General features: G+C 65.8%; 19 protein-coding genes and 1 pseudogene. 2 read left to right on the forward strand and 18 right to left on the reverse strand.

All coding sequences use genetic code 11. The annotated features are described in order from the left end of the window. Positions 1-32: 32 nt before the first annotated feature. The 16 genes from G6N24_RS21370 to G6N24_RS21445 all read right to left on the reverse strand — a co-directional run bounded on the left by G6N24_RS21370 (position 33) and on the right by G6N24_RS21445 (position 18,479). The gene (locus G6N24_RS21370) at positions 33-806 is read right to left on the reverse strand and encodes a hypothetical protein (RefSeq protein WP_085162667.1); all 774 of its coding nucleotides are present in this window, start codon (positions 804-806) and stop codon (positions 33-35) included. A 122-nt stretch (positions 807-928) separates the two neighbouring features. Next, positions 929-2,464 carry a type VII secretion integral membrane protein EccD gene (gene eccD, locus G6N24_RS21375; RefSeq protein ID WP_085162668.1) on the reverse strand — a complete coding sequence of 512 codons (1,536 nt, stop codon included), beginning with the start codon at positions 2,462-2,464 and terminating at the stop codon, positions 929-931. Continuing rightward, positions 2,461-4,428: a MinD/ParA family ATP-binding protein gene (locus tag G6N24_RS21380; RefSeq protein WP_163745594.1), complete on the reverse strand. Its 1,968-nt coding sequence runs from the start codon at positions 4,426-4,428 to the stop codon at positions 2,461-2,463. Before G6N24_RS21380 ends, eccD begins: the two co-directional genes overlap by 4 nt. 116 nt (positions 4,429-4,544) lie before the next feature. Continuing rightward, positions 4,545-4,832, reverse strand: a complete 288-nt coding sequence (esxA, locus tag G6N24_RS21385) for a type VII secretion system ESX-1 WXG100 family target ESAT-6 (RefSeq protein ID WP_085162670.1) — start codon at positions 4,830-4,832, stop codon at positions 4,545-4,547. A 34-nt stretch (positions 4,833-4,866) separates the two neighbouring features. Continuing rightward, positions 4,867-5,169, reverse strand: a complete 303-nt coding sequence (gene esxB / locus G6N24_RS21390) for a type VII secretion system ESX-1 WXG100 family target CFP-10 (protein ID WP_085162671.1) — start codon at positions 5,167-5,169, stop codon at positions 4,867-4,869. A gap of 91 nt (positions 5,170-5,260) precedes the next feature. After that, positions 5,261-6,364, reverse strand: coding sequence for a PPE family protein (locus tag G6N24_RS21395; RefSeq protein ID WP_085162734.1), 1,104 nt, complete (start codon positions 6,362-6,364; stop codon positions 5,261-5,263). A gap of 46 nt (positions 6,365-6,410) precedes the next feature. Beyond that, complete coding sequence (locus G6N24_RS21400; protein WP_085162672.1) at positions 6,411-6,707, reverse strand: PE family protein; 297 nt, start codon at positions 6,705-6,707, stop codon at positions 6,411-6,413. 151 nt (positions 6,708-6,858) lie between these two features. Next, positions 6,859-8,637, reverse strand: coding sequence for a type VII secretion system ESX-1 FtsK/SpoIIIE family ATPase EccCb1 (gene eccCb1 / locus G6N24_RS21405; protein ID WP_085162673.1), 1,779 nt, complete (start codon positions 8,635-8,637; stop codon positions 6,859-6,861). Continuing rightward, positions 8,634-10,898 carry a type VII secretion protein EccCa gene (eccCa, locus tag G6N24_RS21410; protein WP_085162674.1) on the reverse strand — a complete coding sequence of 755 codons (2,265 nt, stop codon included), beginning with the start codon at positions 10,896-10,898 and terminating at the stop codon, positions 8,634-8,636. Before eccCa ends, eccCb1 begins: the two co-directional genes overlap by 4 nt. Then, positions 10,895-12,340, reverse strand: coding sequence for a type VII secretion protein EccB (eccB, locus tag G6N24_RS21415; protein ID WP_085162675.1), 1,446 nt, complete (start codon positions 12,338-12,340; stop codon positions 10,895-10,897). Before eccB ends, eccCa begins: the two co-directional genes overlap by 4 nt. Before the next feature lie 3 nt (positions 12,341-12,343). Further along, positions 12,344-14,065, reverse strand: coding sequence for a type VII secretion AAA-ATPase EccA (gene eccA, locus G6N24_RS21420; protein ID WP_163745595.1), 1,722 nt, complete (start codon positions 14,063-14,065; stop codon positions 12,344-12,346). Next, the gene (locus tag G6N24_RS21425) at positions 14,062-14,616 is read right to left on the reverse strand and encodes a DUF2694 domain-containing protein (protein WP_085162677.1); all 555 of its coding nucleotides are present in this window, start codon (positions 14,614-14,616) and stop codon (positions 14,062-14,064) included. The genes eccA and G6N24_RS21425 overlap by 4 nt, the downstream gene beginning before the upstream one ends. Positions 14,617-14,657: 41 nt before the next feature. Beyond that, complete coding sequence (locus G6N24_RS21430; protein ID WP_085162678.1) at positions 14,658-15,509, reverse strand: ESX secretion-associated protein EspG; 852 nt, start codon at positions 15,507-15,509, stop codon at positions 14,658-14,660. A 2-nt stretch (positions 15,510-15,511) separates the two neighbouring features. Continuing rightward, positions 15,512-15,823, reverse strand: coding sequence for an ESX-1 secretion-associated protein (locus G6N24_RS21435; protein ID WP_085162679.1), 312 nt, complete (start codon positions 15,821-15,823; stop codon positions 15,512-15,514). A 106-nt stretch (positions 15,824-15,929) separates the two neighbouring features. Continuing rightward, on the reverse strand, positions 15,930-17,186 hold the full coding sequence (locus G6N24_RS21440) for an EspA/EspE family type VII secretion system effector (protein WP_085162680.1): 1,257 nt from the start codon (positions 17,184-17,186) through the stop codon (positions 15,930-15,932). Positions 17,187-17,420: 234 nt separating this feature from the next. Continuing rightward, positions 17,421-18,479, reverse strand: a complete 1,059-nt coding sequence (locus G6N24_RS21445) for an FHA domain-containing protein (protein WP_085162735.1) — start codon at positions 18,477-18,479, stop codon at positions 17,421-17,423. 458 nt (positions 18,480-18,937) lie between these two features. Between G6N24_RS21445 and G6N24_RS21450 the strand changes: the two genes are divergently transcribed. After that, entirely contained in the window at positions 18,938-19,228 is a 291-nt protein-coding gene (locus G6N24_RS21450) for a WhiB family transcriptional regulator (protein WP_085162681.1), read from the forward strand. Between the two features lie 164 nt (positions 19,229-19,392). Here the strand turns inward: G6N24_RS21450 and G6N24_RS25120 are convergent. Continuing rightward, positions 19,393-19,533, reverse strand: a pseudogene (locus tag G6N24_RS25120) (deazaflavin-dependent nitroreductase); the annotation flags it as partial. Between the two features lie 223 nt (positions 19,534-19,756). On the opposite strand from G6N24_RS25120, the gene G6N24_RS21455 reads away from it, so the two are divergent. Beyond that, complete coding sequence (locus tag G6N24_RS21455) at positions 19,757-20,209, forward strand: SRPBCC family protein (protein WP_232070632.1); 453 nt, start codon at positions 19,757-19,759, stop codon at positions 20,207-20,209. Here G6N24_RS21455 and G6N24_RS21460 read toward each other — a convergent pair. Then, positions 20,156-21,313: a MinD/ParA family ATP-binding protein gene (locus tag G6N24_RS21460; protein WP_179963450.1), complete on the reverse strand. Its 1,158-nt coding sequence runs from the start codon at positions 21,311-21,313 to the stop codon at positions 20,156-20,158. The genes G6N24_RS21455 and G6N24_RS21460 overlap by 54 nt on opposite strands. Positions 21,314-21,844: the final 531 nt, after the last annotated feature.

The raw sequence follows: 21,844 nt of genomic DNA on the forward strand, positions 1-21,844 counted from the left end.
GTGATCGCTGCAACACCTGACCGAGTGCGCTCTTAGATCGGCGTTGCGCGCGAACTTGCCGACAGGTCGCCACGGGTTGCGCCCTGAATGGGAGCGCTGACCAACGTCGCTTCGCCGGCTGCGGCCTCGTCACGTGTCGCGCCCTCGGCCTGCTCGTCGCCTTCCGTGTCGTCCTTCTTCGTTTCGTCGACCAGCTGCGCCTGCCCGGCGGGCTTGGCGTCACTGGCGAGCTGTGCCGGGGCTGCGACGCCGCCCTGCGAGGCCGACGAGGCACCCTGCTGCGCACTCTGACTGATGGTCTGCGCGATCGGAGACGCCTGCTGCGCCATCTGGGTGGCTTGCGGGGCAAGCTGCACAACCTGCGGCACTGTAGCAACGACTCGGGGCGCCAGCGCATCGGCCTGCGCGCTCACCGCCTGCCCGATCTGTGACGCCGCACCCGCGGGCGCACCGAGCAGTTGTGCGGCCGCACCGGTCACGCCTTCCGTACCACCGGCCGCCACCGCTTGGCCATCGGAAACGAATTCGTATTGCCGCAAACTTTCGCCCAGCGACTGGTCGGCTTTGGTGTAAATGTCAGCCGCGGTGGACATAGCGGTTGCCGTCCGCTTGAGGGCGGCTGTGACGCCAGGCAACCCGTCGGATACCAATGATTCGATGCCGGGCATCGTCTCGTTAATCGCCGCCGACACCGAATCCGATCCAGTCGCTGCGATCGGCGGTGGAGCCGTCGGAAGGACGAGCTCGGCGAGTTTGCTTCCCGCAGCAATCAGCCGGGCGGGATCGACGGCCAGCGGCTCAGCCATCGCAGAATCCCTTCTGAACGTTACCCATCGAGCAAATTTTACCGGATGTACCAGAGCCGAATTGCGGCAATTTTGCCGACGGCCGATGAACTGCATTGGCGCGCGAATGCGCGCCCCGCGGCTCAGAATCGGATATTCCGGACCATGTCGTAGACGCCGGTAATCCAGAGCAACAGCGGAATGATTGATGCGACCATAGCGCCGTCGGTGATTTCCAGAAGCCGCTTCATCACCGGTGAAACACGACGCACCTGGGCCATCGCCCCGACCAGCACCAGAGCGACCACGGCTCCCGAGAGATAAATGGTCACCATCAGCCACGCATAGTTCGGGTACCAAAGGCTGAGCCTGGCGGTTAGACCCGTCGGAATGACGACGGCCGCTGCCAGCAACGCCCACGCGCACCAACGTTCCGCATAGAGCCGCGAGCGGAACCCGCAGATCACCGCGATTAGACCCGCGACCACCAGGCTGTGCACGAAGAAGTGTCCGTGCACCAACACCGCGGTGGCGCCGGCCGCCAGAATCAGCGTGCCGGCCGTCACGTACCCGATCAGCAGCTGCTTGGCGAGTCTGCTGCGTTCGGTGAGCCGCGCGGCCGAGGCCGGTACCGAGGCAATAATGGCTTGCCAGGTCGGCGTTTCGTCGCTGGTGGTCTGGTCGGCCGCGACGGGATCGAGCAGTTCCTCGTTGTCCACGGTCTCGCCCGGGACGGGAATTGGCGGCAGGGCGATTCGTGCCACGGCGACGGTCAGTTTGGCCGCATTCGTCACGATGAACAGACCAAATGCGATCGCCCCGGCCGGCACCCAGTGCTGGTAGTCGTAGCCATAGGCAACCGCGGCGGCTATGAGCGCGATCGTTGTGATGACGACAAACGATGCCAACTCATGACGCTGACGAGGGCCGCCGCGCGCCATCAGGGTCAAGAACAACACAGCCGTTGCCGCGCCGGCGAGATGCGGCGCCCCCAACGAGGTGAACCCGCGCGGCAGCGGGACGGCGATCGCCGCGGCGGCGGCGATGAGGGGGTATGCGGTCAGCAGCAGGCATTCTGAAATGTGCGCATTCTGGTAGAACCGCTTTGCCACGAAGCTGGCGATCAGCACCGCGATTCCGACGAGGCCTATCGCCAGTGGCCAGAACGGGCTGCGCCCGGTCGCCCACCACGCCCGCATTGCGATCGCGGTGATCGGCAGTATCAAGACCGGGATCGCCACACCGATGAAGCGATTCAGCGCCGCCCGGTCGAACTCCGGCGATTCGTCGAGAACCGCGATCGCGTCAATGACGTCCTCAACCAGCGGGCGATAGCGCTCCGTCCGGCTCGCCGATACCAGGGTCAGCAACGATCCGTCGACAACGCCGGCGTCATCGAGTGACTGGTCGAGCCTCAGGGGCGGCGCTCCGGGCCGGGCGAATGTCCACACGCCCTGGGCGGAAAAATCGAAGCCGGCCAAGATATCCGCCGGGGTGTCGTCCAGCAGGTCGGCCAGCACCGCGACGGTCTCGTCGATATAGGCCGATATCGGCGCCGCCGCTGGCAGCACCACGTCGGTCATCCGCTTGCCGGTAAGGATCGTCACCCGAGTGGTCGCGGGTCGGGGGGGAGTAACCCCCGCCGCGGTCGAGCCGGTAGCAACAGTAGGTGCGCTCAACGGCGTCCAGCCCTTTCAAAATCGTCGGATAGCGCCGCGGCCAACTCGAGAACCCGGCGCTTGTAGACAGGGTTCAGTAGGTCGAGCTGAATTTGGGTGCCGGCCGCGATGTGCTTGTCCCAGGGGAGCAGCACCACCCGGCCGGGTTGAACCTGCCGTGAGAACTGGCGCACCAACTGTTGCTCTGCGACGTTGGTTTCTCCCAGTGCGACATGGTTGATCACGACGCAGGCACGGCTCAACAGGTCCTGATAGCCGTTATTACGCAGCCAGTCCAGCGCGATCTCAGCTTGCCGGGCGCTGTCGACCGACACGTTGGTCACGATCACTATGGCGGACGCCGTTTCGAGAACGCTGAGCGTCACCGGGTCGAACAGGCCGGCCCCGCAGTCGGCCAAGACGATGTTGTAGAACTTCGACACGGTGTCGACCGCGAAACGCAAGTCCGCCCCGCTGAGCCCGCGCTGTGCAGCGGTGTACTCCGCTGCGGGGAGTATCTCGAGACTGTTCTCATTCACGCTGGTGTGTGCGCGGACGTCGTTGTAGTGCGACAGGTAATCGTCGGCGAGCAGATCCGCGATGGATGACGGCGAGGAGCGGCCCGCACGGTCGGCGAGATTTCCAGCGCCCGGATCCGCATCGAGCACCAGGATCCGGTCGCCCCGCACCTGAGCCAACGTGTTGCCCAAGGTAACGGTCGTGGTCGTCTTGCCGGCGCCGCCTTTCAGACCCAATATCCCGATCTGATACGACCCGCGCGGCTTTCGGCTGATCCGGGTGCGCAGATCGAGCAGGTATTTCTCGTCGCGCGACAGGCCAAAGTTGATACGAGTCAACGTGTGGACCCAACGTCGCCAACCCTGCCGCGGCACCAATCTGGCGGGCTTCTTGGTTTCGGGTTGTGCGACGGTGGGCCTGTCGGCTCGCCGCTTGGCGCGGCGATGGCCTTTACGATGGGGCGGTGACTGCCCGGGAGCCGGGGCGACGACAGGCGCGGGCGCGATGGGCGCAGCGCGTCGTGGCGGTGTCGCGAACGACCGTTCCGGCCCGGCGTTGGGCGGCGCCAGCCCGGGTTCTGCTGTGCGTGGGCGCAGCGGGATGGACGGACGGGTAGCTGGCGTGACCTCGCCGGGTTCGGGCTCGGGGCGATAGCGGTGACCACGGCGCGCGCGTGGCGAATGTTGAGCCGGAGGTCGTGACGGCGGTTCGGGCGGCGCGGATTGCTGGGGTGCGCCGATCCGTACCCGCCGCGGGGGGGGCTCGGATGGGGCCTGCGGAGTCTGAGGCATTCCGCTGGCCGGCATTGGGGGCGGCGGTGGTTTGGGCGCCGCCGGCGGTGGTCCGGCGGTAGGCAGCGACGCCGACGGCGGCGAGGGCCGAATCCGCGGCGGCGGCGGTGGGGGTCCGCCGATGGGCATTGGGGGCGCGGGTGGTTTGGCCGGAGCCGGTGAGGGCGGGATCGGCGGTGGTTCGGGTGGGGGTTCGGCGATCGGCGTTGGGGGCGCGGGTGGTTCGGCTGGAGCCGGTGGGGGTCCGCCGATCGGCATTGGGGGCGCGGGTGGTCTGGGCCCTGTCCGCGCGGGCCCGCTGACCGGCATCGGCGATGCAGCCGGTTCGGGTGGGGCCGGCGGTGGTTCGGGTGGTGCGGGCGGTGGTTCGGGTGGGGCCGGCGGTGGTTCGGGTGGGGCGGGTGGCGGTCCGCCGATCGGCATTGGAGGCAGAGGCGGCTCTGGGGGAGCCGATGGGGGCTCTAGCGAAACTGGAGGGGGCGTGGCCTGAGGGAATTGCTGCGACCAGTCGATTGCGGCTGGAGCTGGAGCCTCGCCGTTGGGCTCGGAGGAGCTGGTCGGTGCGGGTGGCGGCGGATACGAAGCAGTCGCGTCGAAGTCCGGCTGATAGGTCTCGTCGTCTGCGGGCTCAGTAGCGTCGGCTGGCCGAAATAGCTTGTCGTAGTCGGCCGGCATCAGAACCTCTCAGAAGTTCGTCCATAGAACAAAACACGAGAAGGGGCGAGATCCCCCGAGGGATTGAACTCGCCCGATCTCGTGCTTTGGTATTCTACGCGAACCTAAGGGATGGCTTACGCGAACATCCCCGTCACGTTGCCTTCGGTCGAGGCCATCGCCTGACCGGCCTCGCTGATCGTCCGAGCCAGGTTCTGCAACGCGTTGTTCAGCTCCTGAGCGGTGGCGTCCCACTTCTGCTGAACGCCCTGGTAGGCGTCCGAACCGCTACCGCCCCAGGCCGCCGCGAGCTTGGTCAGGGACTGCTTTCCCTCGTCGAGAAGGGAATGGATGCTCGTAACATTTCCCTGGATTGCACTAGCCGCGGCTTCAATGCCCGCGAAATTCCACTGCTGTTCTGTCATGTTTTTGCTCCGTTTCTTTTTGGTATTTGGGGGATTAGAAGCCCATTTGCGAGGACAGCGCCTGCTGCTGCTCCTCGTCGGCCTTCGAGTATTGGACGCCGGCCTGACGAATATTCGTGGAAATTTCGTCGAGTTCCTGCTTCTGCTTGTTGGCCGCCTCTTGGAAGCGCACCACCGCGGCCTGGGCGGCCGTGCCTGCCGCACCCCGCCACTGACCCTGCAGCGACGCCGCTGTCGACTCAACCTGGTCGATCTGGGTCTTCAGGTCGCCGGAGATCCGCTCGAAGTTACCTGCCTCCTGCGCGAGGGTAGCGGCATCGGTCTTCATCTCTGCCATGCTGGACTACTTTCTCTCTTTCTATTCCTCGCCAAATATTGGCAAGTCTTCCGGCCCGGGTGGCCGGGAAGTCTGTTCTCACTGGAGACGATCACCAGTCGTCCTCGTCGTCCCAGTCTTCTTCGTCGTGCTCGTCGCGTTCCTGGGTGAGCTGGGCCGGTGCCGCCAGCCCTGGCCTGGTGGAGCCCCCTGACCCTGCACCCTGACCCATCGCGCCCGCGCCGACCGGGGCGGCGCCACTCGTCGCCGACGATCCCGCGGCCGCCGCGGGCACCATCGCGGGAGTAGCGGGCTTATCGAGCAGCCCGGTCATCAGCGGCGTGCGGGCCAGCGTCCCACCTGCACCGGGCAGCGATTCCGCCCGCAGCAGTCCCGCGCCCGTGCTCGGACCCGATCCACCCGCCAACGGGTGGTTGGAGAGTGGACTGGCACCGAGCAGGCCCATCTGCGCACCTTCGTCATCACCGAGCCCGCTGCTGGAGCCGCCCGTGCTGCCCATCTGACTGAACAGCGATGTCACCTGTTGCATCGGTTGGGTCAGCTGCTGCATCGGGGCGCTCAACTCCGCAACCTGCCCGGCTGTCGCCTGCAGCTGGCCCGGAGTCACACCGGTGACCTGGGATACCATCCCCATCATCGGGCTCGACGTCGCGCTCTGGCTCATCCCGGGGTCAAGGATCGCCGTCATCGGCTCGACCTGTTCGAAGAGCGTGTTGACGGTCGTCTCCGCCTGGTAGACGTCCATCGCCAGGGCGGCCTGGTTCCACATCCGGATGAAGTAGTCCATCTCGTTGAAGGCAATCGGCACGGTGTTGATGCCGAAGAAGTTGGTGGCGGTAAGGACTGCATGTGTGATGTGGTTGGCGAAGATCTCAGGCAGCGACGGCGTGGTCGCCATCGCCTGCGTGTACGAGGCGGCCTGTGCGGTTGCTTGCGTCGCGCGTATTTTCGCCTGCGCCGACGCGGTCTGCAGCCAGGTGACCATCGGCTTGGCAGCTGCAATCGCCTTGTCGCTGCTGCCTCCGGTCCATGCCTCACCAAGAGAGTTCAGACGCGCGGTTAACTCGACCGCCTGAGCGTCCAGGGCCGCCGCGAGCGCCTCCCACCCCATGGCCGCCGCCAGCATCGGAGCCGGACCCGCGCCGGCCATTAGCCGTGCGGTGTTCAGCTCTGGTGGCATTGCGTGCCACAGCATGGCGATCACTCCCTCTGACTGTCGATGTGTCTGTATGGCTGGACTCTTAGACGAAGGCGCCGGCCGCGCCGCCGTCGACTTCGGAGTAGGTGTGGGCTATCTCCCGGACCGCGTCGCCAGCTTGCCGCAGCTCGCCTTGGGCCGAGGAATTCGAAGCCAGCAATTGGATGCCCTCCGACGCGAACGCCCTCGCCGCGTGCGCCGAGACCTCGTCGGCCCCGGCGGGCGCGAGCCCGCTTACCGACGTCATCGCCGCCGCGCCGGCCGCCGCACCGCTAAGAGCGTTTTCGCTCACCTGCGTGCCAATGTCGGCAGCGGCCGGATCGTGTGACAATTTTTCCATTTGCCTACTTCTTCTCCTGTATTTGTGTTCCAGACACAAACCGTTCGGTTATGGCCGGAAACAAACCCGACGAAGAGCACCGCCATGGGCCCCGATTACCACGGTCCTTACTACTGGTCCCGGGTCCTGCTTCGCCGCGATTGAAATAATCTTAACCGGGGGTTGGGGGTGCTGCGAACACTTCTTCTGGAGGCTCGATGTAGGGCGCCTGTATGACCTCTTTGCCGTCCGGTGAGACCAGAAATGCCTGGCCAGGGGGCCTCCGTTTGACCTTGAACTCGCTCGACGGGAATTCCTGCTTCTCGCCGGAAAGGAACATTGTGGGAGCGCCCGACCCGAATGCGGCGCCGACGAACTTGTCCATCGTTGCCTTGTATGCCTGGCTCATCTGGCAGGTGACAATGATGTGCAACCCGATGTCTGCCGCCGCCGGCAATAACGGTGCCAGCGGAGCCATCGGGGGCATGCCTCCCGCGGCGCCCACGATCATGTGCCAGTCGTCGACCAGTAGCACGACATCGAATCCGCTCCACCACGAACGCGAGCGCAGCTGCGCCGTCGTCAGGTCGGTCGGGGGCAGGCGTTTCCGCAAGTTGACCGCCAGGGCTTGAACTGCCTCGTCCAGCGACGCGCTGTTGCGGTTGATCGCGCCCGCGGCCAGCAAATGGCTGTCCGGTACCGCATCCAGAAGACCCGAGCGGTAGTCCGCGAGCATAAACCGCACCTGTTCGGGGCTGTTGCGGGCGCAGATGGCGCGCGCAATGGCGTGGGCAATGGTCGTCTTGCCCGATTTGGCCGCGCCGAAGATCAACAGGTGCGGGTTCGTGTGCATGTGGCAGAAAGCCGGCGTTAGGTCCGTCTCCCGCAATCCGATCGGTATCTCCCAGCGAGTGCGGTAGTCGGATTCTGGTCCCGGCGGGTGGGGATCGAGTTCGTGCAGGTGTATGCGTTCCGGCAGGACCCTGACCGGGGGCGCCTGGTCGGTGTGCTGGGCCGCGATCTGTGCCACGCCCGCGGTGATCGCTTCCACCATGTTGTCAGTGCCGTGCACGCCGTCCAACCGGGGCACACCGATCATCAGGTGGTGCTTTTCCGTCGACACCGCCCGGCCCGGACGGTTCGCCGGGATCTCCCGCGCAATTCGGTCGATCTGGGTTTCGTTGACGTCGCCGAGCCGGAACTCGATCTTGGTGCCGAGGTAGTCGCGGACGCGCGACTTCAGCTCCGTCCAGCGCGGGGTGGAGATTATGACATGAACGCCGAACGACAGCCCCTGCGCGGCCAGATCCTGGACCTGCCCTTCGAGGTCGGGAAACTCACTGACGAAGGCCGGCCACCCGTCGATGATCAGAAAAACATCGCCGTACGGGTCGGCCGCGACGGGTTGGTTCGGGTTGTCGCGCAGTTGCCGATACATCGCGATCGAGCCCACCCGGTGTTCCTTGAAGGTGGTTTCTCGCTGCCGCATTACGGTTTGCATCTCCGCTACCACCCGGGCGACCTTGTCGGGCTCGGACCGATTCGCCACCCCGCCGACGTGTGGCAGGTTTTCCAGATAGATCAGACCGCCGCCGCCGAGGTCGATGCAATAGAACTGGACATTGCGCGCAGAGTGGGTGGCGGCGGCCGACATCACCAGCGTCTGCAGCAGGGTGGACTTCCCGGTCTGCGGTGCGCCCCCGATACCGATGTTCCCGCCCGCCCCGGAAACGTCGACGCCCCAGACGTCCTGGAGGTGGCGCCGCGGCTCATCCATGATGCCCAGGGCGAAGCGCAGCGGTTGGCGCCGGTCGCGGGCTATGAGCTCGTTGAGTGGCGTGGGATCGACCAGCGGCGGCAGCCACATCTTGTATGCCCGCGATTCGGCGGTGCTGAGTTGATCGAGCACCACCTCACGCAGTGTCCGCACTTCCGGTTCGGCGCGGGTCATGATGTCAACGCTCCCCCGCTAGCGGGAGGTGCCCCCACCTCCATGACCGGGGCCGCGGTGAACTTCCGGATTCGCACCGATTGCTTGACCATCTGCGGCCCGGCCGCGGTGCCGTCGCCGTTGGTTTCACCCGCCGTCGGCGGAACATACGGGCCGCTGATGTAGAACGTGCTGAATTTGACGGGGTCCTCCATGCCGACGCGGAGGAACCCGACACCGCTTTCTTTGTTGGTGATGTACTGCGCCTCGGGAGTTCCGATCACCGCCTTCGACTCGTGCGAGCTGGTGGTGCGCAGCGCGATGCGGTAGGTGAGGTTGGGCTCCAGCTTGTCGATGCGTACACCGCCGGTTTGCAGCGACTGGGTGGCCAGCAACAGATGCACCCGCAGCGACCGCCCCACCCGGCAGATCCGGTCGAACAGCCCGATAAAGTCCGGATGACTTTGCAGCAGCTCGGCGAACTCGTCGACGACGACGAAAAGAGTCGGCAGCGGCGGGAGGTCGGCACCGCGCTCACGGTACTTCTCGTATTCGGCGACACCGGAAAGCGCGCCTGCCGCACCGACCTGCATCCCCGCCTGCCGCAGAATCGACTGCCGACGGTCGAGTTCGCCGGTCAACACCTCACCCATCCGGCTGACGAGTTCGGCCTCCTCGGCCATGTTGGTGACCACGGCCGCGGTGTGCGGAAGCTTTTCCATCCCAAGGAATGTCGAGCCACCCTTGAAGTCGGTCAGCAGCAGGTTCACCTGATCCGGGTGGGTCATGGCCACCAAGGACAGGATCAGGGTGCGCAGGAATTCGGACTTACCGGACCCCGTGGTGCCGATGAGCATGCCGTGCGGCCCGGCGCCGAATTCCGCGCCCTCCTTGATATCGAGGTACATGACGTTGCCGGTCTTGAGTTCGTGACCGAAGGGGATCTTGAGCCGGTCACGGTCGGTGTCGGTGTACATGCGCCAGCGGCTGGGTGTGATCTCCTCGACGCTCTTGGCGCCGACCAACTGGTGCCATTCGGTGGCGACCTTCTTCTGGACCCGTTGCGTCTTGTCGAGGATGGTGCCGGTGATGGACCACCCGGCCAGCTTTCGCGCAAGGCGGTTGGCCTCGTGCGGGGACATGTTGTCGGCGACCGATGTCACCAGGCGAAACGATTGACCCGGTAGCCGGTCGTCGGCGGTCCCGTTCTCGTCGACACGGATGCGGTAAGCCGAGCCACGGTGGTTGCCAAGCGTGATCACCGTGACACCGGCCCTGCCGTCGGGCGGGAATCCCGCCTTGCCGCCGGTGAGGTCTACGACGACGACGTAGGGCCCGGTGGGAAGCGTGTCGGGCGCGTGCGGACCGCGCGCGGCCAGATCGGCGAGGCTGTCCGGGCGGGTGAAGATCATCCGGGTCGGCCCGGCGGCGTCGGTCTCCGTCTGATGCTGGACATGTGGGAGCCATTTCAGCCAGGACCAGTCGGGGTCGTCGGGGTCCTCAGTGAGCACCCGGATCTGCAGCAGGTCCGGCGGATGAAACACCGCGAGGTGGCAGATCATGGCGGTCAACAGGCCGCAGGCTCCGGCCCGGTCGCCGCCGATCGCGATCGTCGGAAATGTGCGCAGCTGCACCAGCTTCGGGCAGTCATGGATCAGCCCGTGGGTGCGCAGGAACTTGACCACCCACATGTGGCTGACCGGTTCCAGGTACGGCTGAGGCGCCGCGCTGGCGGCCGCCAGTTCGCCGCCGACCGCCGGCTTCAGCAACCGGTCCACCGCGGGCTGGTCACCGATCCCGATGCGGGTGGCCGCGTAGAAGTCGCTGTTGGCAGGCCGGGACCACTGTCGTTGGGTGCCGACGATCGACAGCAGATCTTCGGGATGGGGTGCGTGGTAGGAGAAAAACGCCACCTGGGAGCTGGCCGAGGTCGTCACTCGAGAGCGCAGTCCGGCCAGATAGCGCAGGTACTCCTTACGGTCAGCGTTGATTTCGGGCACTTTCTTGCCGCCACCACCGGTGCCGCCGGCCAAACTGCCGACCATCATCACGACCATCATCAGCGGCATCATCAGCATGTACGGCGACAACTGCCGGGTGCCGCCGGCGATCATGATGGCGATCATGCCCAGCATGGCGCCGCCCATCACGTAAGGAAGGATCTTCTGGACGCCCGACGGCGGGATGTCGATACCGAGGTCGTCGGGCGGGGTGAGGCTGATCTCGCCCGGGGTCAGTCGGGGGCCGCGGGTGATCGTCGGGGTGAACTTTTTCGTTGTCATGAGGGTGCTCCGGGGGATCCGGCGGGTAACTTTCGGGGGCTTGGGTCCGCGGGGAGCGTGTCGTGCTCTAACAGGGCGGCGTCCTTGGACAGCACCGGGCCGTCAACCAGGAGCCGGACGATCTCCCAGGGCGCGGTCTTCGGTGAACTTAGGCCCAGCGCCTTCGCCGTCTCGGCGTCCGGTATCCCGTACCGCGCACCCTGCGGGTCGACGTAGTACATCGATTCGCCGTATCGGGGATCCGGGGACTGGAGCGACACGAACTTGCCGCCGTCGATGAAAACGGTGGCCCCGCCCCGGATTTGCTTGATACCGGTGCTCATCTGGGATGGCTGAATCGGGAGATGCCGGCCGGCGAGCACCGTTGTCCTCGGTGTTTGATCGCCGGCCCCGCGCTCCCACATCCAGCACAGTGTGGGGTCGTCCGACCGGTTGAGGATCTTGAGCGGTTCGTCGGGCAGCGGTGAGGCGTAGACCCGTTCGGGGATTCTGACGACCAGGCTGGGCACCACCGCGGGAGGAGCGACCAGCCCGTGCGACTGGGTGGCCCGCAACGCCGCGGCGGTGGTGGCGTTGACCTGCGCGATGCCGTCGGGCAGCACCACGAAATATCGCGGGCCTTTGTCGGTGTGGATCTGGAATACCGACCCGATCACAAGATCTTCGGGTAAGCCAAGGGAGTTAGGTGAGCCCGCGGCGGGTATCGGCGGCAGCTGCCAGGCCCCCTGGTCGGGCAGCGCGTTGAACATGCCCTCGGAAATCGGGGTCGCCTTGGCGGTGACGGGTATTCCCATCGACGAGGTGAGGGCCCGATCGGCCAGATCGATGGCATGGCGCCCCTGAGTCGTGACGATCCATTGTTGGCCCTCGTAGGACGCGAGCAGTGCCTCGTTCGGCTGGATCGGATCGATCGAGGCATCGATCTGCAACGGCATCGCCAATATCGCCGTCTGCACCGCGGGATTGGTGGTTTCGGCCCTGATGACGGTGTCGCACAGGGTCCAGATCGACGTGCTGCCCCCCGACACGGGCGTGGCGTACGGGGCGCCGGGGATTCCGATGGTCTGCCCCAGGGGCAGCCGGGTCAATTCGGAAGACTTCACGGCCGCGGGGCTGGCCGGATTACCCAGCACCAGCCGCGCCGAGGTCAGGTTGTAGACGGGATGCAGCTGCCCCGAGAGGATCACATAAAGCTGGTTGGTGGCGCGATCGGTGAGAAGGCTGGTGCCGCCGAGCTTCCCCTGGGGTTTGAAGTACGCCAGGAGCAGGGCGCCTACCAATATCAGGACCGCGATGACGATGCCAAGCCCGACCGAGCGGCTGTAGAACTGCAGCGGATCGTCGAACATGCGGGTGTCGCGCCGCACGATGGCGTGCTCGAGTCGGCGAAGCAGGAAGCGCCAGCCGCTAACCTGAACCTTGGTGGTCAGGCGGAACCCCATGTTTCACTCTCTCATGTTCAGGTGTGCATGCACCGCGGCGATCGCCTCGGCCATGTCCGCGCCGTTGATCTCCTGCAGTCGGTCCACGTCGAGAGCCTCGATGTCGAGGCCCTGCGCCAGGCGCATGTCGCGGGACTGCTCGGCGGCCTCGACCAATTGTCGCGCGTAGCGGCCGTTTCCGGCGATGTCGAGGGCGGGTCGGCCGCGCAGCATGCGATCGTGCAGCGTCTTGGCGGCCCGCAGGAACTCGTCGGCGGCCGCGGTGCTCAACGTCGAGTCGTTGGCAGCGGCAATGACTTTCGCGATCTCCAGCAGCTCCTCGGGGGAATAGGTGTCGAACTCGATGCGGGTGGCGAATCGCGAGCGCAGGCCCTCGTTGGTCTCCAGCAGCCGATCGATGTCGTTGGGGTAGCCGGCGATGATCACCACCAGCCGGTCACGATCGTTTTCCATCCGGGCCAGCAGGGTGTCCATCGCCTCCTGCCCGAACGGATCGGTGCGCCCGTCTCGTTCCTGGACCAGCGCATAGGCCTCGTCGATGAACAGCACGCCGTCGAGGGCATTGTCGATGGTCTTGGTGGTCTTGACCGCCGACTGGCCCTCGTACTCGGCGACGAAGTCTTTCCGCGACGTCTCGACGAGCTTCGGCTCGGCGATGACCCCCAACCCGGCCAGGATGTTGGCCACCACCCGCGCGATCGTGGTCTTGCCGGTGCCGGGCGGACCGGTGAAGATCATGTGCTTGCTGGGCTGGGCGACTTTCATCCCTTTGGCGGCGCGGACCCTGGCCAACATGGTGGCGGCCCGGTAGCGCTCGATTTGTGTCTTGACCCGGGTGAGCCCGATTTGGCGGTCCAGCTCGGCTTGCGCTTCGGCCAACAGCCTTTCGCGACCGGAGTTGTCGGTGACCACGCTGCCCGGATCCCACGGATCCGAGCGGGAGGCGATCTGTTCGGCGGTGGTCGTCTTCAACCGATAAGACGAATTCTTCAGTGCCGCAGACACTTTGGGATCCGGGTGGGTGGTTTGCAACCATTCCAGCAGTGCCACGGCGGCGTCTTCGTTACCCTGGCTGCGCCGCGCCATCGCCAGGTACCAGGCGATGGCGCGCGCGCATGCCTCACCGGCCGGCGAGTCGTTCGCCTCGGTGAGCCGGCGTTCGGCTTCGGTGAACAAGCCAAGGTTGGCCGCGGCCACCCCGTGCGCGACGCCGGCGGCGCCGGCCAAAAACTTGTCCGGCCATTTCGCGGCGCCCTTGACTTCCTCGATGACGTCGGTCCAGCGTTCGGCCGCGCCGTAGATCACCGCCTTGATCCATGACACCAGGTGCTCGGAACCGGTGACCGAGCTCGCCTCGATGGCCTCCATCGCGTCGGCGTAATTGCCCTGCGCGGCTTCACATGCGGCGAAACCCATGGTGATCGCGAGCGGCGAGGTGACGGGGTAGGTGATGTCGCCGTACAGGCCGCCGATGGGAACCCGGGCGTTCAGTGTGCTCATCGAGATTTGGGCGGAACCCGCCAACTGCCCGAAGTTGCGTCGCGAATACCAGGCGCGGAACAGGGTCACCCGGTCGGTGTCGCCGCACCGGATCCGGCCAACCCATGCGTCGCAGGCCGACTCGTCGTAATTTGTAATCTCGGTGAACAGATCTAAGGAGCGCGCCTCCGACAATGGCAACATGCCGACGGCACTCTCGAACAAACCGGCCAGGCGATCAGTCATTTATCACCGTCGTACCGGGACGTGTAGTCAACGTCGTAACGGGTCGCGAACACCTCGGCCTCGGCCGCGGCGGCCTCTTCCGGCGTCGGCAAGTTCAGGGTCATACCCACGAATTCACGCAGGAGGGCGCTTTCTTCCGGACCCTCGCCCGTCATTTCGCTCATGTTCTCGAACATGAAGGTGTGCTGGGCGGCCCGCGCCTTTTGCCGGGCCAGGTCCGCAATCACGAATATCTCGTCCGCGAGCCCCGATTCGGTCATGCTCGACGCCTTGTCCGTCACCGTGATGCGCTGGATGATGCCGCCCATCAGCGCCGTCACCGACACGGACCCTTGCGGGTTGGTCACCGTGTACATCTCCAGCTCGGGCTCTTCCTCCTTCTCGGTGAGCCCGTGGAGGGCGTCCAGCTCGGCTCCGGCGACTTCGGTCTCCGTGGCCCCGGCCGGCGCATAATCGTCGAAGGCGCCTATGGACGACTCCTCGTCACCGCCGCCGGAGAAATCGAGGGCGCCGAGATCGTCGCTGTCGTAGTTGTTCCCGGGCAGGTCCACTATTGGATCCCTTTCTGAACTCGTGGGCGGAGATTAAGAAATCAGCCTCGGGCGGAGGCTTGGGCGTGATCTGAGGCGCGGTCTAACCAGGAGCCCGCTGGGAGCAGCTCCATCAGGCTATCGAGTGCGCGCTGCAGATTTTGCTGCGTGCCGGGAAGGAAGCTTCCGTACAGCTCGCCGCCGACCCGGCGGGGCAGCGAAACCAGCCTGCCGCGCGCGGAGTCGAGAACACCCGCGGCCGCCTGGGTGTGCGTCGTGGTGCCACCGGGGTGACGCTGGCTCGCGACGATCTCCACCCAGCCGGTCGGGTTGCTCACGATCTCCGCATAGATGCGGGCCGTGTTTGGCGCGACGCCATGCCGGGACAGTTGCGCCGCGGTGGTGCACTCGGCCAATTCGCTCGCGACGCCCGTCAGCGGTTCGACGTTGGCGGGTTCGGCGGGCCCCAGCACGATTGTCACCATGCCCGCCAGACCGACCTGAGGAGCCACCCGCTGCAGCACCAGCATGTCGCCGTCGCGCGCGGCGACGACGTGGTCATCGCCCTTGCGGCACACCACAAAACGCACCATGACGCCGCCAATATCGCGTCGCCACCATCGAGCCTCAAGAGTCCGGTCCGGCCTGCTGAGCGTGTCGACCATCGCCGCAACCGCTGGGTGGGGTTGGCCATTGTGGTCGAGCACGCCCTGGGCGGTGAGGTCACGCCGCACCTGGTCCCAGACGATGTCGCGCAGGTCCTCCTGCGGGATGTTCAGCCGGATCCCCAGCGTTACGGGGAAGTCGACCAGGTGCAACCGATCGGCGATCACCAACATGCCGTCGATGGTCACCTCGACGCCGACGACGTCGTCGACGAGGCCCGCGCGACCGGTAGCGAGCGGACCGGACATGGTCAGCCGAAGATCTTGTCGATCACACCGGCCAAGCCTTGGTCGGAGCTGAGGTAGGCGCTGGCGGCCGAAAGGAGATTATTGGCCAGTCCGTTGGTCACCCCCTGCAGGCCTACGCCCGTGCTGTTGCGGGTCGTCTCGAATTCCTGCAGGGTGTCGTTGAATTTCGAGGTGAACGAACCGTGGGTGATCGCGACGCGCTGACTGATCCCCGAGACCGACGAGGTCGCCGTTTTCAGCTGGCCCGCGATCTCGTTGTGCATGCCCGCCAGCACCTTCAGGAACGAAGGTACGACGTTGAGAACTCCTGTCATGGGGTAGACCCTCCTCTACGCTTAACTTTTTACTCGCTATAGCTTTGGCTTGCTATGGCTTCGGTTTGCCAAGGGCGTCGGTGGCCCGATCCCTCGATGGCCCGATCTAAAGGACGGTGCCCTCCCGCCTCTGGTCACCACGGGTTCCGGCATCGATAGGTGCGCGCTCGGCACCGGCTTCGGCCGCGGCCGCGCCCTCCTCGTCTTCCTTCTTCTCGTCGCTCACCAGGGTGGCCTGCTGTTGCTGACCTCCTTGTTGAGCCTGCGAGGAGATCATCTGTGCCTGTTGGCCCGCCATGCTGCCCAACTGGGTCGGCCCGCCGCCGGCGGCGGCGAGATGTTGCAGCTGACCGATGGTCGCAGTTATTGAACCCACGCTGGGCAGCTGGGCGAAGCCGGCCAGGTCGGCGAAGCTCAGGCTGGGCAACCCGGCGAAGCCACCCAAAAAGTCGGGCAACGCGGCCAGCTCGGTCCAGGTGGGCAGCTTGCCCAAGTTGCCGCCGAAGCCCGGAATCAGGTCGCCCAGGCTGGGGAAGCCGGGGAACACGTTGGGAATGGTGGGCAGCCCGGGCAACGGGGGGAACCCGGGGATGAGCCCCCCGAGGTCGGGCAAGTTGAAGTCGGGGAAGCCCGGGATGGTCGGCCACTCGAACTCGGGCAGGCCCGGGATGGGTAGTTGGAAGTCGGGGATGCCGACTTCCGGCGGCCACTTGAAGTCCGGCAGGCCCGGGATGTCGGGTATGCCGGGGATCGGGATGTCGGGCAACTTGGGCGGCCAGAGGTCGTCGATGATGCCAGGGATGTCGGGGATGGGCAGGCCCGGGAACTTGGGCAGCGTCGTCAACATCTCGAGCAGCCTGCCGAGAAGGCCCTTCAGGTTGGTCACGTTCATCAGCGTCATGATCGTCAGATAGAGCAGTGCACCACCGACGACCGCCATCGCAAGGCCGGACATGGGCAGTGCGAGCTCCCACGACCACAGCCAGCCGAGCAGGGGGACCTTTTCGAGGCCTTTGCAAACTTTGTAGACACCGTCGATCATCTTCTTCATCGCCCGCAGGACGTCGCGCGTGTTCGACACGTATTTGGCCTGATTTGAAATCATGTTGCCGGTCAAATGGTCGAGGTCACCCATCACCTTGGCGCGAAGTTGCTGGGCGATGTTCTGGTTCAAATATGCGTCCGCGGCTTGGCCGATCCAGTTGGTGCCCGGAATGGCCAGTCCCATCTTGTCGCTGATTTGCTTGAACAGCGACGAGCCGGTGTTGAAGACGTCGCCCGGGTCGGGGATGCCCTCTCCGAGCAAGAGCAACTGGCCCCAAATAAAGTTACTCGTGTTCTTGCAGAGATCGCTGCCCTTCATTTACCTGGTTCCTCACACTCGCTGTTCTCGTGCACTTGTCCTTTTAATGTGCACCTTTGCTCCGCACGTTGAGCTTAGCAGCGCTTCTAGGGGCCTCGGTGCACGAATTTTCCGGGGAGGCGGGCCTTTTCGCATGCGGACGACCGGTTGCGCAGCAAACACCGGGGCAACGTAAACGTTCCCCGAACCGGATGATCCGAGCGCTTCAGCGGGTGACGGCGCCCGGAGTCGACTTCAATTGATCTGACTGATAAGCGCTTCGATCGCTTCGGTGGCGGTCGCGGGTAAAGCTTCCTCGGCTTCCGCGCGGACGATCATTTCTTCTGTCACTCCGGCCGCTTGTGCAGTCTCGGCGGCGGAAAGGTTCGCCCGCCGGCGAGCGGCATATAAGCGCTGCGCCAGCGTTGCACCCGGGGCGGTTGCTCCGAGCCTCATTAATTCGTCGTGGTGGCGGCGCACCGCGCCCAGCGCTTTGATCAGTTCCGGAGTAATCCGGCTGATGCGGGTCGCTTGTACCGCGATCCCCTCGAGTTGACGCAAATCGGCCAGGATTGGCGCCGCCCGCTCGGTGAACTCCCCATCCTCGGGCGGCGGCAATGCGGCGATGGCCAGGCTGCAGGTATCGACAGCGGCCGCCACCGCCTGCGCGATCAACGACGCCGGGCCGTCGGGGGCAGGTGGTGTGTCCGGGGCCGCCTCGGGGTTTGTCGGAGGGTTGGCGTGGGGAACCGCTTGGGGGGCTCCTTGGGGGGCTTCTTGGGGTATGAGGGCCTCACCGCGGCGGATGCGCGCGATGGTCCCGACGGGCCACTGCAGTACTTCTTCGAGCTTGGCCCGGGTTCGTTCGCGGGGCCAACTGCGGCCCTTTTCGAAGGCGATGAGCGCGCCCGCATTGATGATTCCGTCGGCTGCCAGGCTGCGCTGACTGATGTCGAGCTCACGACGGCGCGCCGCGGCGGCCGCCCCGGCGCGCACCACGCCGGGGTCAGGCTCGCTGGAGGGGGACTCGCCGGAGCCTTCCGCCGGTAGTTGTTCTTGTTGTTCAGTGGGGCGCGGTTCAGGCGAACTCGATGGCCTGACGATTTCGAAGGTCAACGCCTTGCCTCCAGTGGGATCGCCGAACCGGACAATCGGCTTTTCGCTGACGGTCACAGCGCTTGTGCGTCGTCCGTCGACGAACTTACCGCTCGGGCTGCTGTCAACGACCCGCCACCGTCTATCGATCGCATGCGATGCGTCGCCGCCGTGCACGACCAGCGGGGCTGGATCGGCACTCGACTCGGCTTTGGACATCTGCGTGGATTCCTCGCTCGCGAACATGAGGACGGGCAGCGGTGCTCGCCTTGCGCCGTCCATCATCCTAACCGTTGCACCCATCTAATGCTATACCTTCGCTACGTTTGGAGATCCGGGTCCGCAGCGGTCCGCTAATCGGCGGTATCGGGGTGAAACCGGGGTAGCGCTACGGTTTATCGTACCCCGGCCTAGCACTAACGCAAGCGCTAAATGCGGCAGTCCAACGGTTCGAACCTCCGGGGCGCGGCACCGGCCGCGACGATACACAGCTGACTTACAGCATATAAGCACTGGTAGTCGGGGGAAAGCGCAGTAGACTGAGCCACCGCGGACCGAAGCCGTAGCGCTGTGGGGGACAGCCGGAGCAATCTAACTGTTGCACTGCAACGGTTCGTGCTATACCCTTCTTCGCAGAGGTCACGAACCTGCAACGCTTTCTGGAGGAACGTAACGATATGAACGCAACGACTCTGTACGAGGTCCCGCTGGGCGTTTGCACGCAAGACCCCGATCGTTGGACGGAGACTCCCGACGACGAGGCCAAGACGCTGTGCCGGGCTTGCCCGCGCCGGTGGATGTGTGCCCGAGACGCGGTCGAGTCGCCGAATGCGGAGGGGCTGTGGGCAGGTGTGGTGATACCTGAGTCGGGCCGGGCGCGGGCGTTCGCATTGGGTCAACTGCGCTCGCTGGCCGAGCGCAACGGGTACCCCGTTCGCGAACGCCGCGTGGCCGCCCAATCGGCCTAACCCGTGCCGCTTTAGCCGCTGAAACGAGGGGTCTGCGGTGGGGCGGCAGTGGGTCCGGCATACGGTTTCCGCTTTCGGGTGCGACCGGCCGGCGTGCAAACAGCGCGAGAAATCTCCGAGGTTTCTCGCGCTGTTCGCGTTCGGCGCGCTACCGGGACCGGCAGCGGTTCGAATCGGAATACGGCGACTTGCCCGGCCAATGCCCCGAATTCGCCGGGCGTTCCGTCACGCACCCGTCCGGAGCGCGTCGCGAACGCCACACCGACCGGCACTTCGGTGGGCAACACCCGCAGAACTGGGCGAGCTTACTCGGCGTTGCGCCAACGGCCACATTGCTGCCTTGACCAACGTTCTGGACCCGACGGTCTGGGGAACGGCAACCGGTTGTGCTGGCCTGCGCCGACCGGCGACTATCCGCCGACGTCGTGCTGACGATCCACGACCGGCTGATCAGCAAGATCCTGGCGACCGCAGACCCCTCGGCGCGGGCCGCGGCCCTGTCCCGGACGCTCTTAAGGTTGAGTGCGGGTGATCGTCTCAAGGATCTCGATGGAGGGGCACATGCGATACGTGCTCGAGGAAAGCGTTCACGCACCCGCCGCCCGAGTGTGGGAGCTGCTAGTTGACGTAGCAGGCTGGCCGACCTGGACGAACTCGATGCGGGAGATTACGCGTCTGGATGAGGGTCCGCTGGCGGTGGGCAGCCCATCCCGGGTGACCCAGCCGAAAGGTCGACCAATGGTGTGGACGGTCACCAAACTCGAGCCGATGCGCGAATTCACCTGGGCGGCAAAGCAACCGGGGCTTTCTCTGGAGGCGGTGCATCGGATCGACGCAGCCGGGGATGGCGTGCGGACCACCCTGGAGTTCGTCGCGACCGGCCCGTTGGCGTGGTTGGTGAGCCTGGTCGCGGGGTCCCGGATCCGCTCATACGTCGAAATGGAAAGCGCCGGTCTGAAGCGGGCCGCGGAGCGCGGTTAGCGCGAATCGGTGGGGCCGCGAGGCGAAGTATCCGATGATCGTGGCCGCGATCTGCAAGAACTTGAGCCGTGTCGCCGAGGCCATCTCGTGGCTCACATCGATAACCCCGCCGGGCCGTAGATGTGGATCGAATGGCACCTCGATCACCCGTTGTCCGTGATCGATGAACTCGCGGGCCAGCAACGTTCGCGTGCGCTTGTCGGCGTGTCCGTCGGAATCGTTGAGCACCACGACGCTGCGCTGCAACAAATCCGTCAGGCGGCGATCAGCCAGCCACTCCATGGTCCTGGCGGCAGCCGAGGCGCCATCCGCCCATGGCGAGGACACCACGATCAGCGCGTCGAGATCGCGTAGGACTTCCTGGGTGACCGCTGCGTCCATCGTCGACCCGCAGTCGATGACCGAGATCGTGAAATGGCGATCCAGCCGTGACGCGGCTTCGCGGTAGATCGCCGGATCGAGCACCCGGCGTGGGCCGGACACCGGCTCGCCACCCAGGACGTAGAGCCCGGCGGCGTTGCGGCCCACGCGCGCCGTCACATCGGCGAAGGACCGCAGGTTCTTATCGGCGGTCAGCTCCCAGAACGAGCCGGTTGCCCGAGGATCGATTCGGCTGCTCAGCCGCCCGAACGCGGTGTCGGCGTCGATCGCCACCACGCGGTCCTGCTGGCGCAGTTCGGCAATGATCGATCCGACGCTGGCGGCGATCGATGTCTTTCCGACACCGCCCTTGCCCAGCACGCCGACCTTGTGGGTGCCGTGCAGGACGGTCCGCATGGCTGCTTCGAGCTGGGCACGCTGGCGTTGCGCGGCGGACGGACCCAGCTTGACGAGGCTTAGGGTGGCCACGCCGAGGATGCGTCGCCAACCACGATCGGCGAGTGGTTGCCGGCGCGGGCGTGCTGGTGCGACGGCGGGGCCGGCCCAGGGACCGGGTGCGGGTACGGCCGCGGACCGCGGCGGGGGAAGGGGCGCCGCCGCCGGCGGTGGCAAGTCCGGCTGTGGGCGTGGCGGGGCTGTCGGCACGCGCGGCGGGTGCGGGCGAGGGGCGTCGGGGTGGACGGGCCGCACTCGGTCCCGCAGGAATTCGTCACGCTCGCTCATGGGCTCCTCGGAGAACAGGCGACCGACCGTCGCCGCGGGTCCGACCGCCGCCGTCGGACATGGATGGACATGGACCAGTATCGGGCACCGGCCAGCCCGACGAGCGGGGGTTGTGCCGCAGCGCCTTCGCCCAGGTCCGAGCCGCGCCTCCCCGGCGCCGCTTTTAGACTCCTATTAGGATTGTGCAAACTCCACCGGCGGTGTCGCCGTGACGTTTTCGCCACACCGCCGACGCACGAATGGGCGATTCCGGCGGCATTGCTGCCACGCCATATCGCGCGCCATGGTGCCGGTGTGACGGCCGTCGGCTACTTCGCCGATGGTGGTGGTGGGCCAGCGGCCGCAATCACAGCAAACCTGGTTAAGCGGTTGGTATGGCCAGCGGCGCGTCGGGAGTCGCCCCGTTGTCGGCAGCATGGCCGCCGCGAACCGGCGTGCGGAGGGGTTGTCGATTTGCCTGTTACAGCGAATTTACGGTGCTGCCTGCCGGCAGGCTAGTATAGGGAAGTTGGCATGTCAGGCGGGTTTTGT

The sequence above is a fragment of the Mycobacterium lacus genome (assembly GCF_010731535.1).
Taxonomy (GTDB): Bacteria; Actinomycetota; Actinomycetes; order Mycobacteriales; family Mycobacteriaceae; genus Mycobacterium; species Mycobacterium lacus.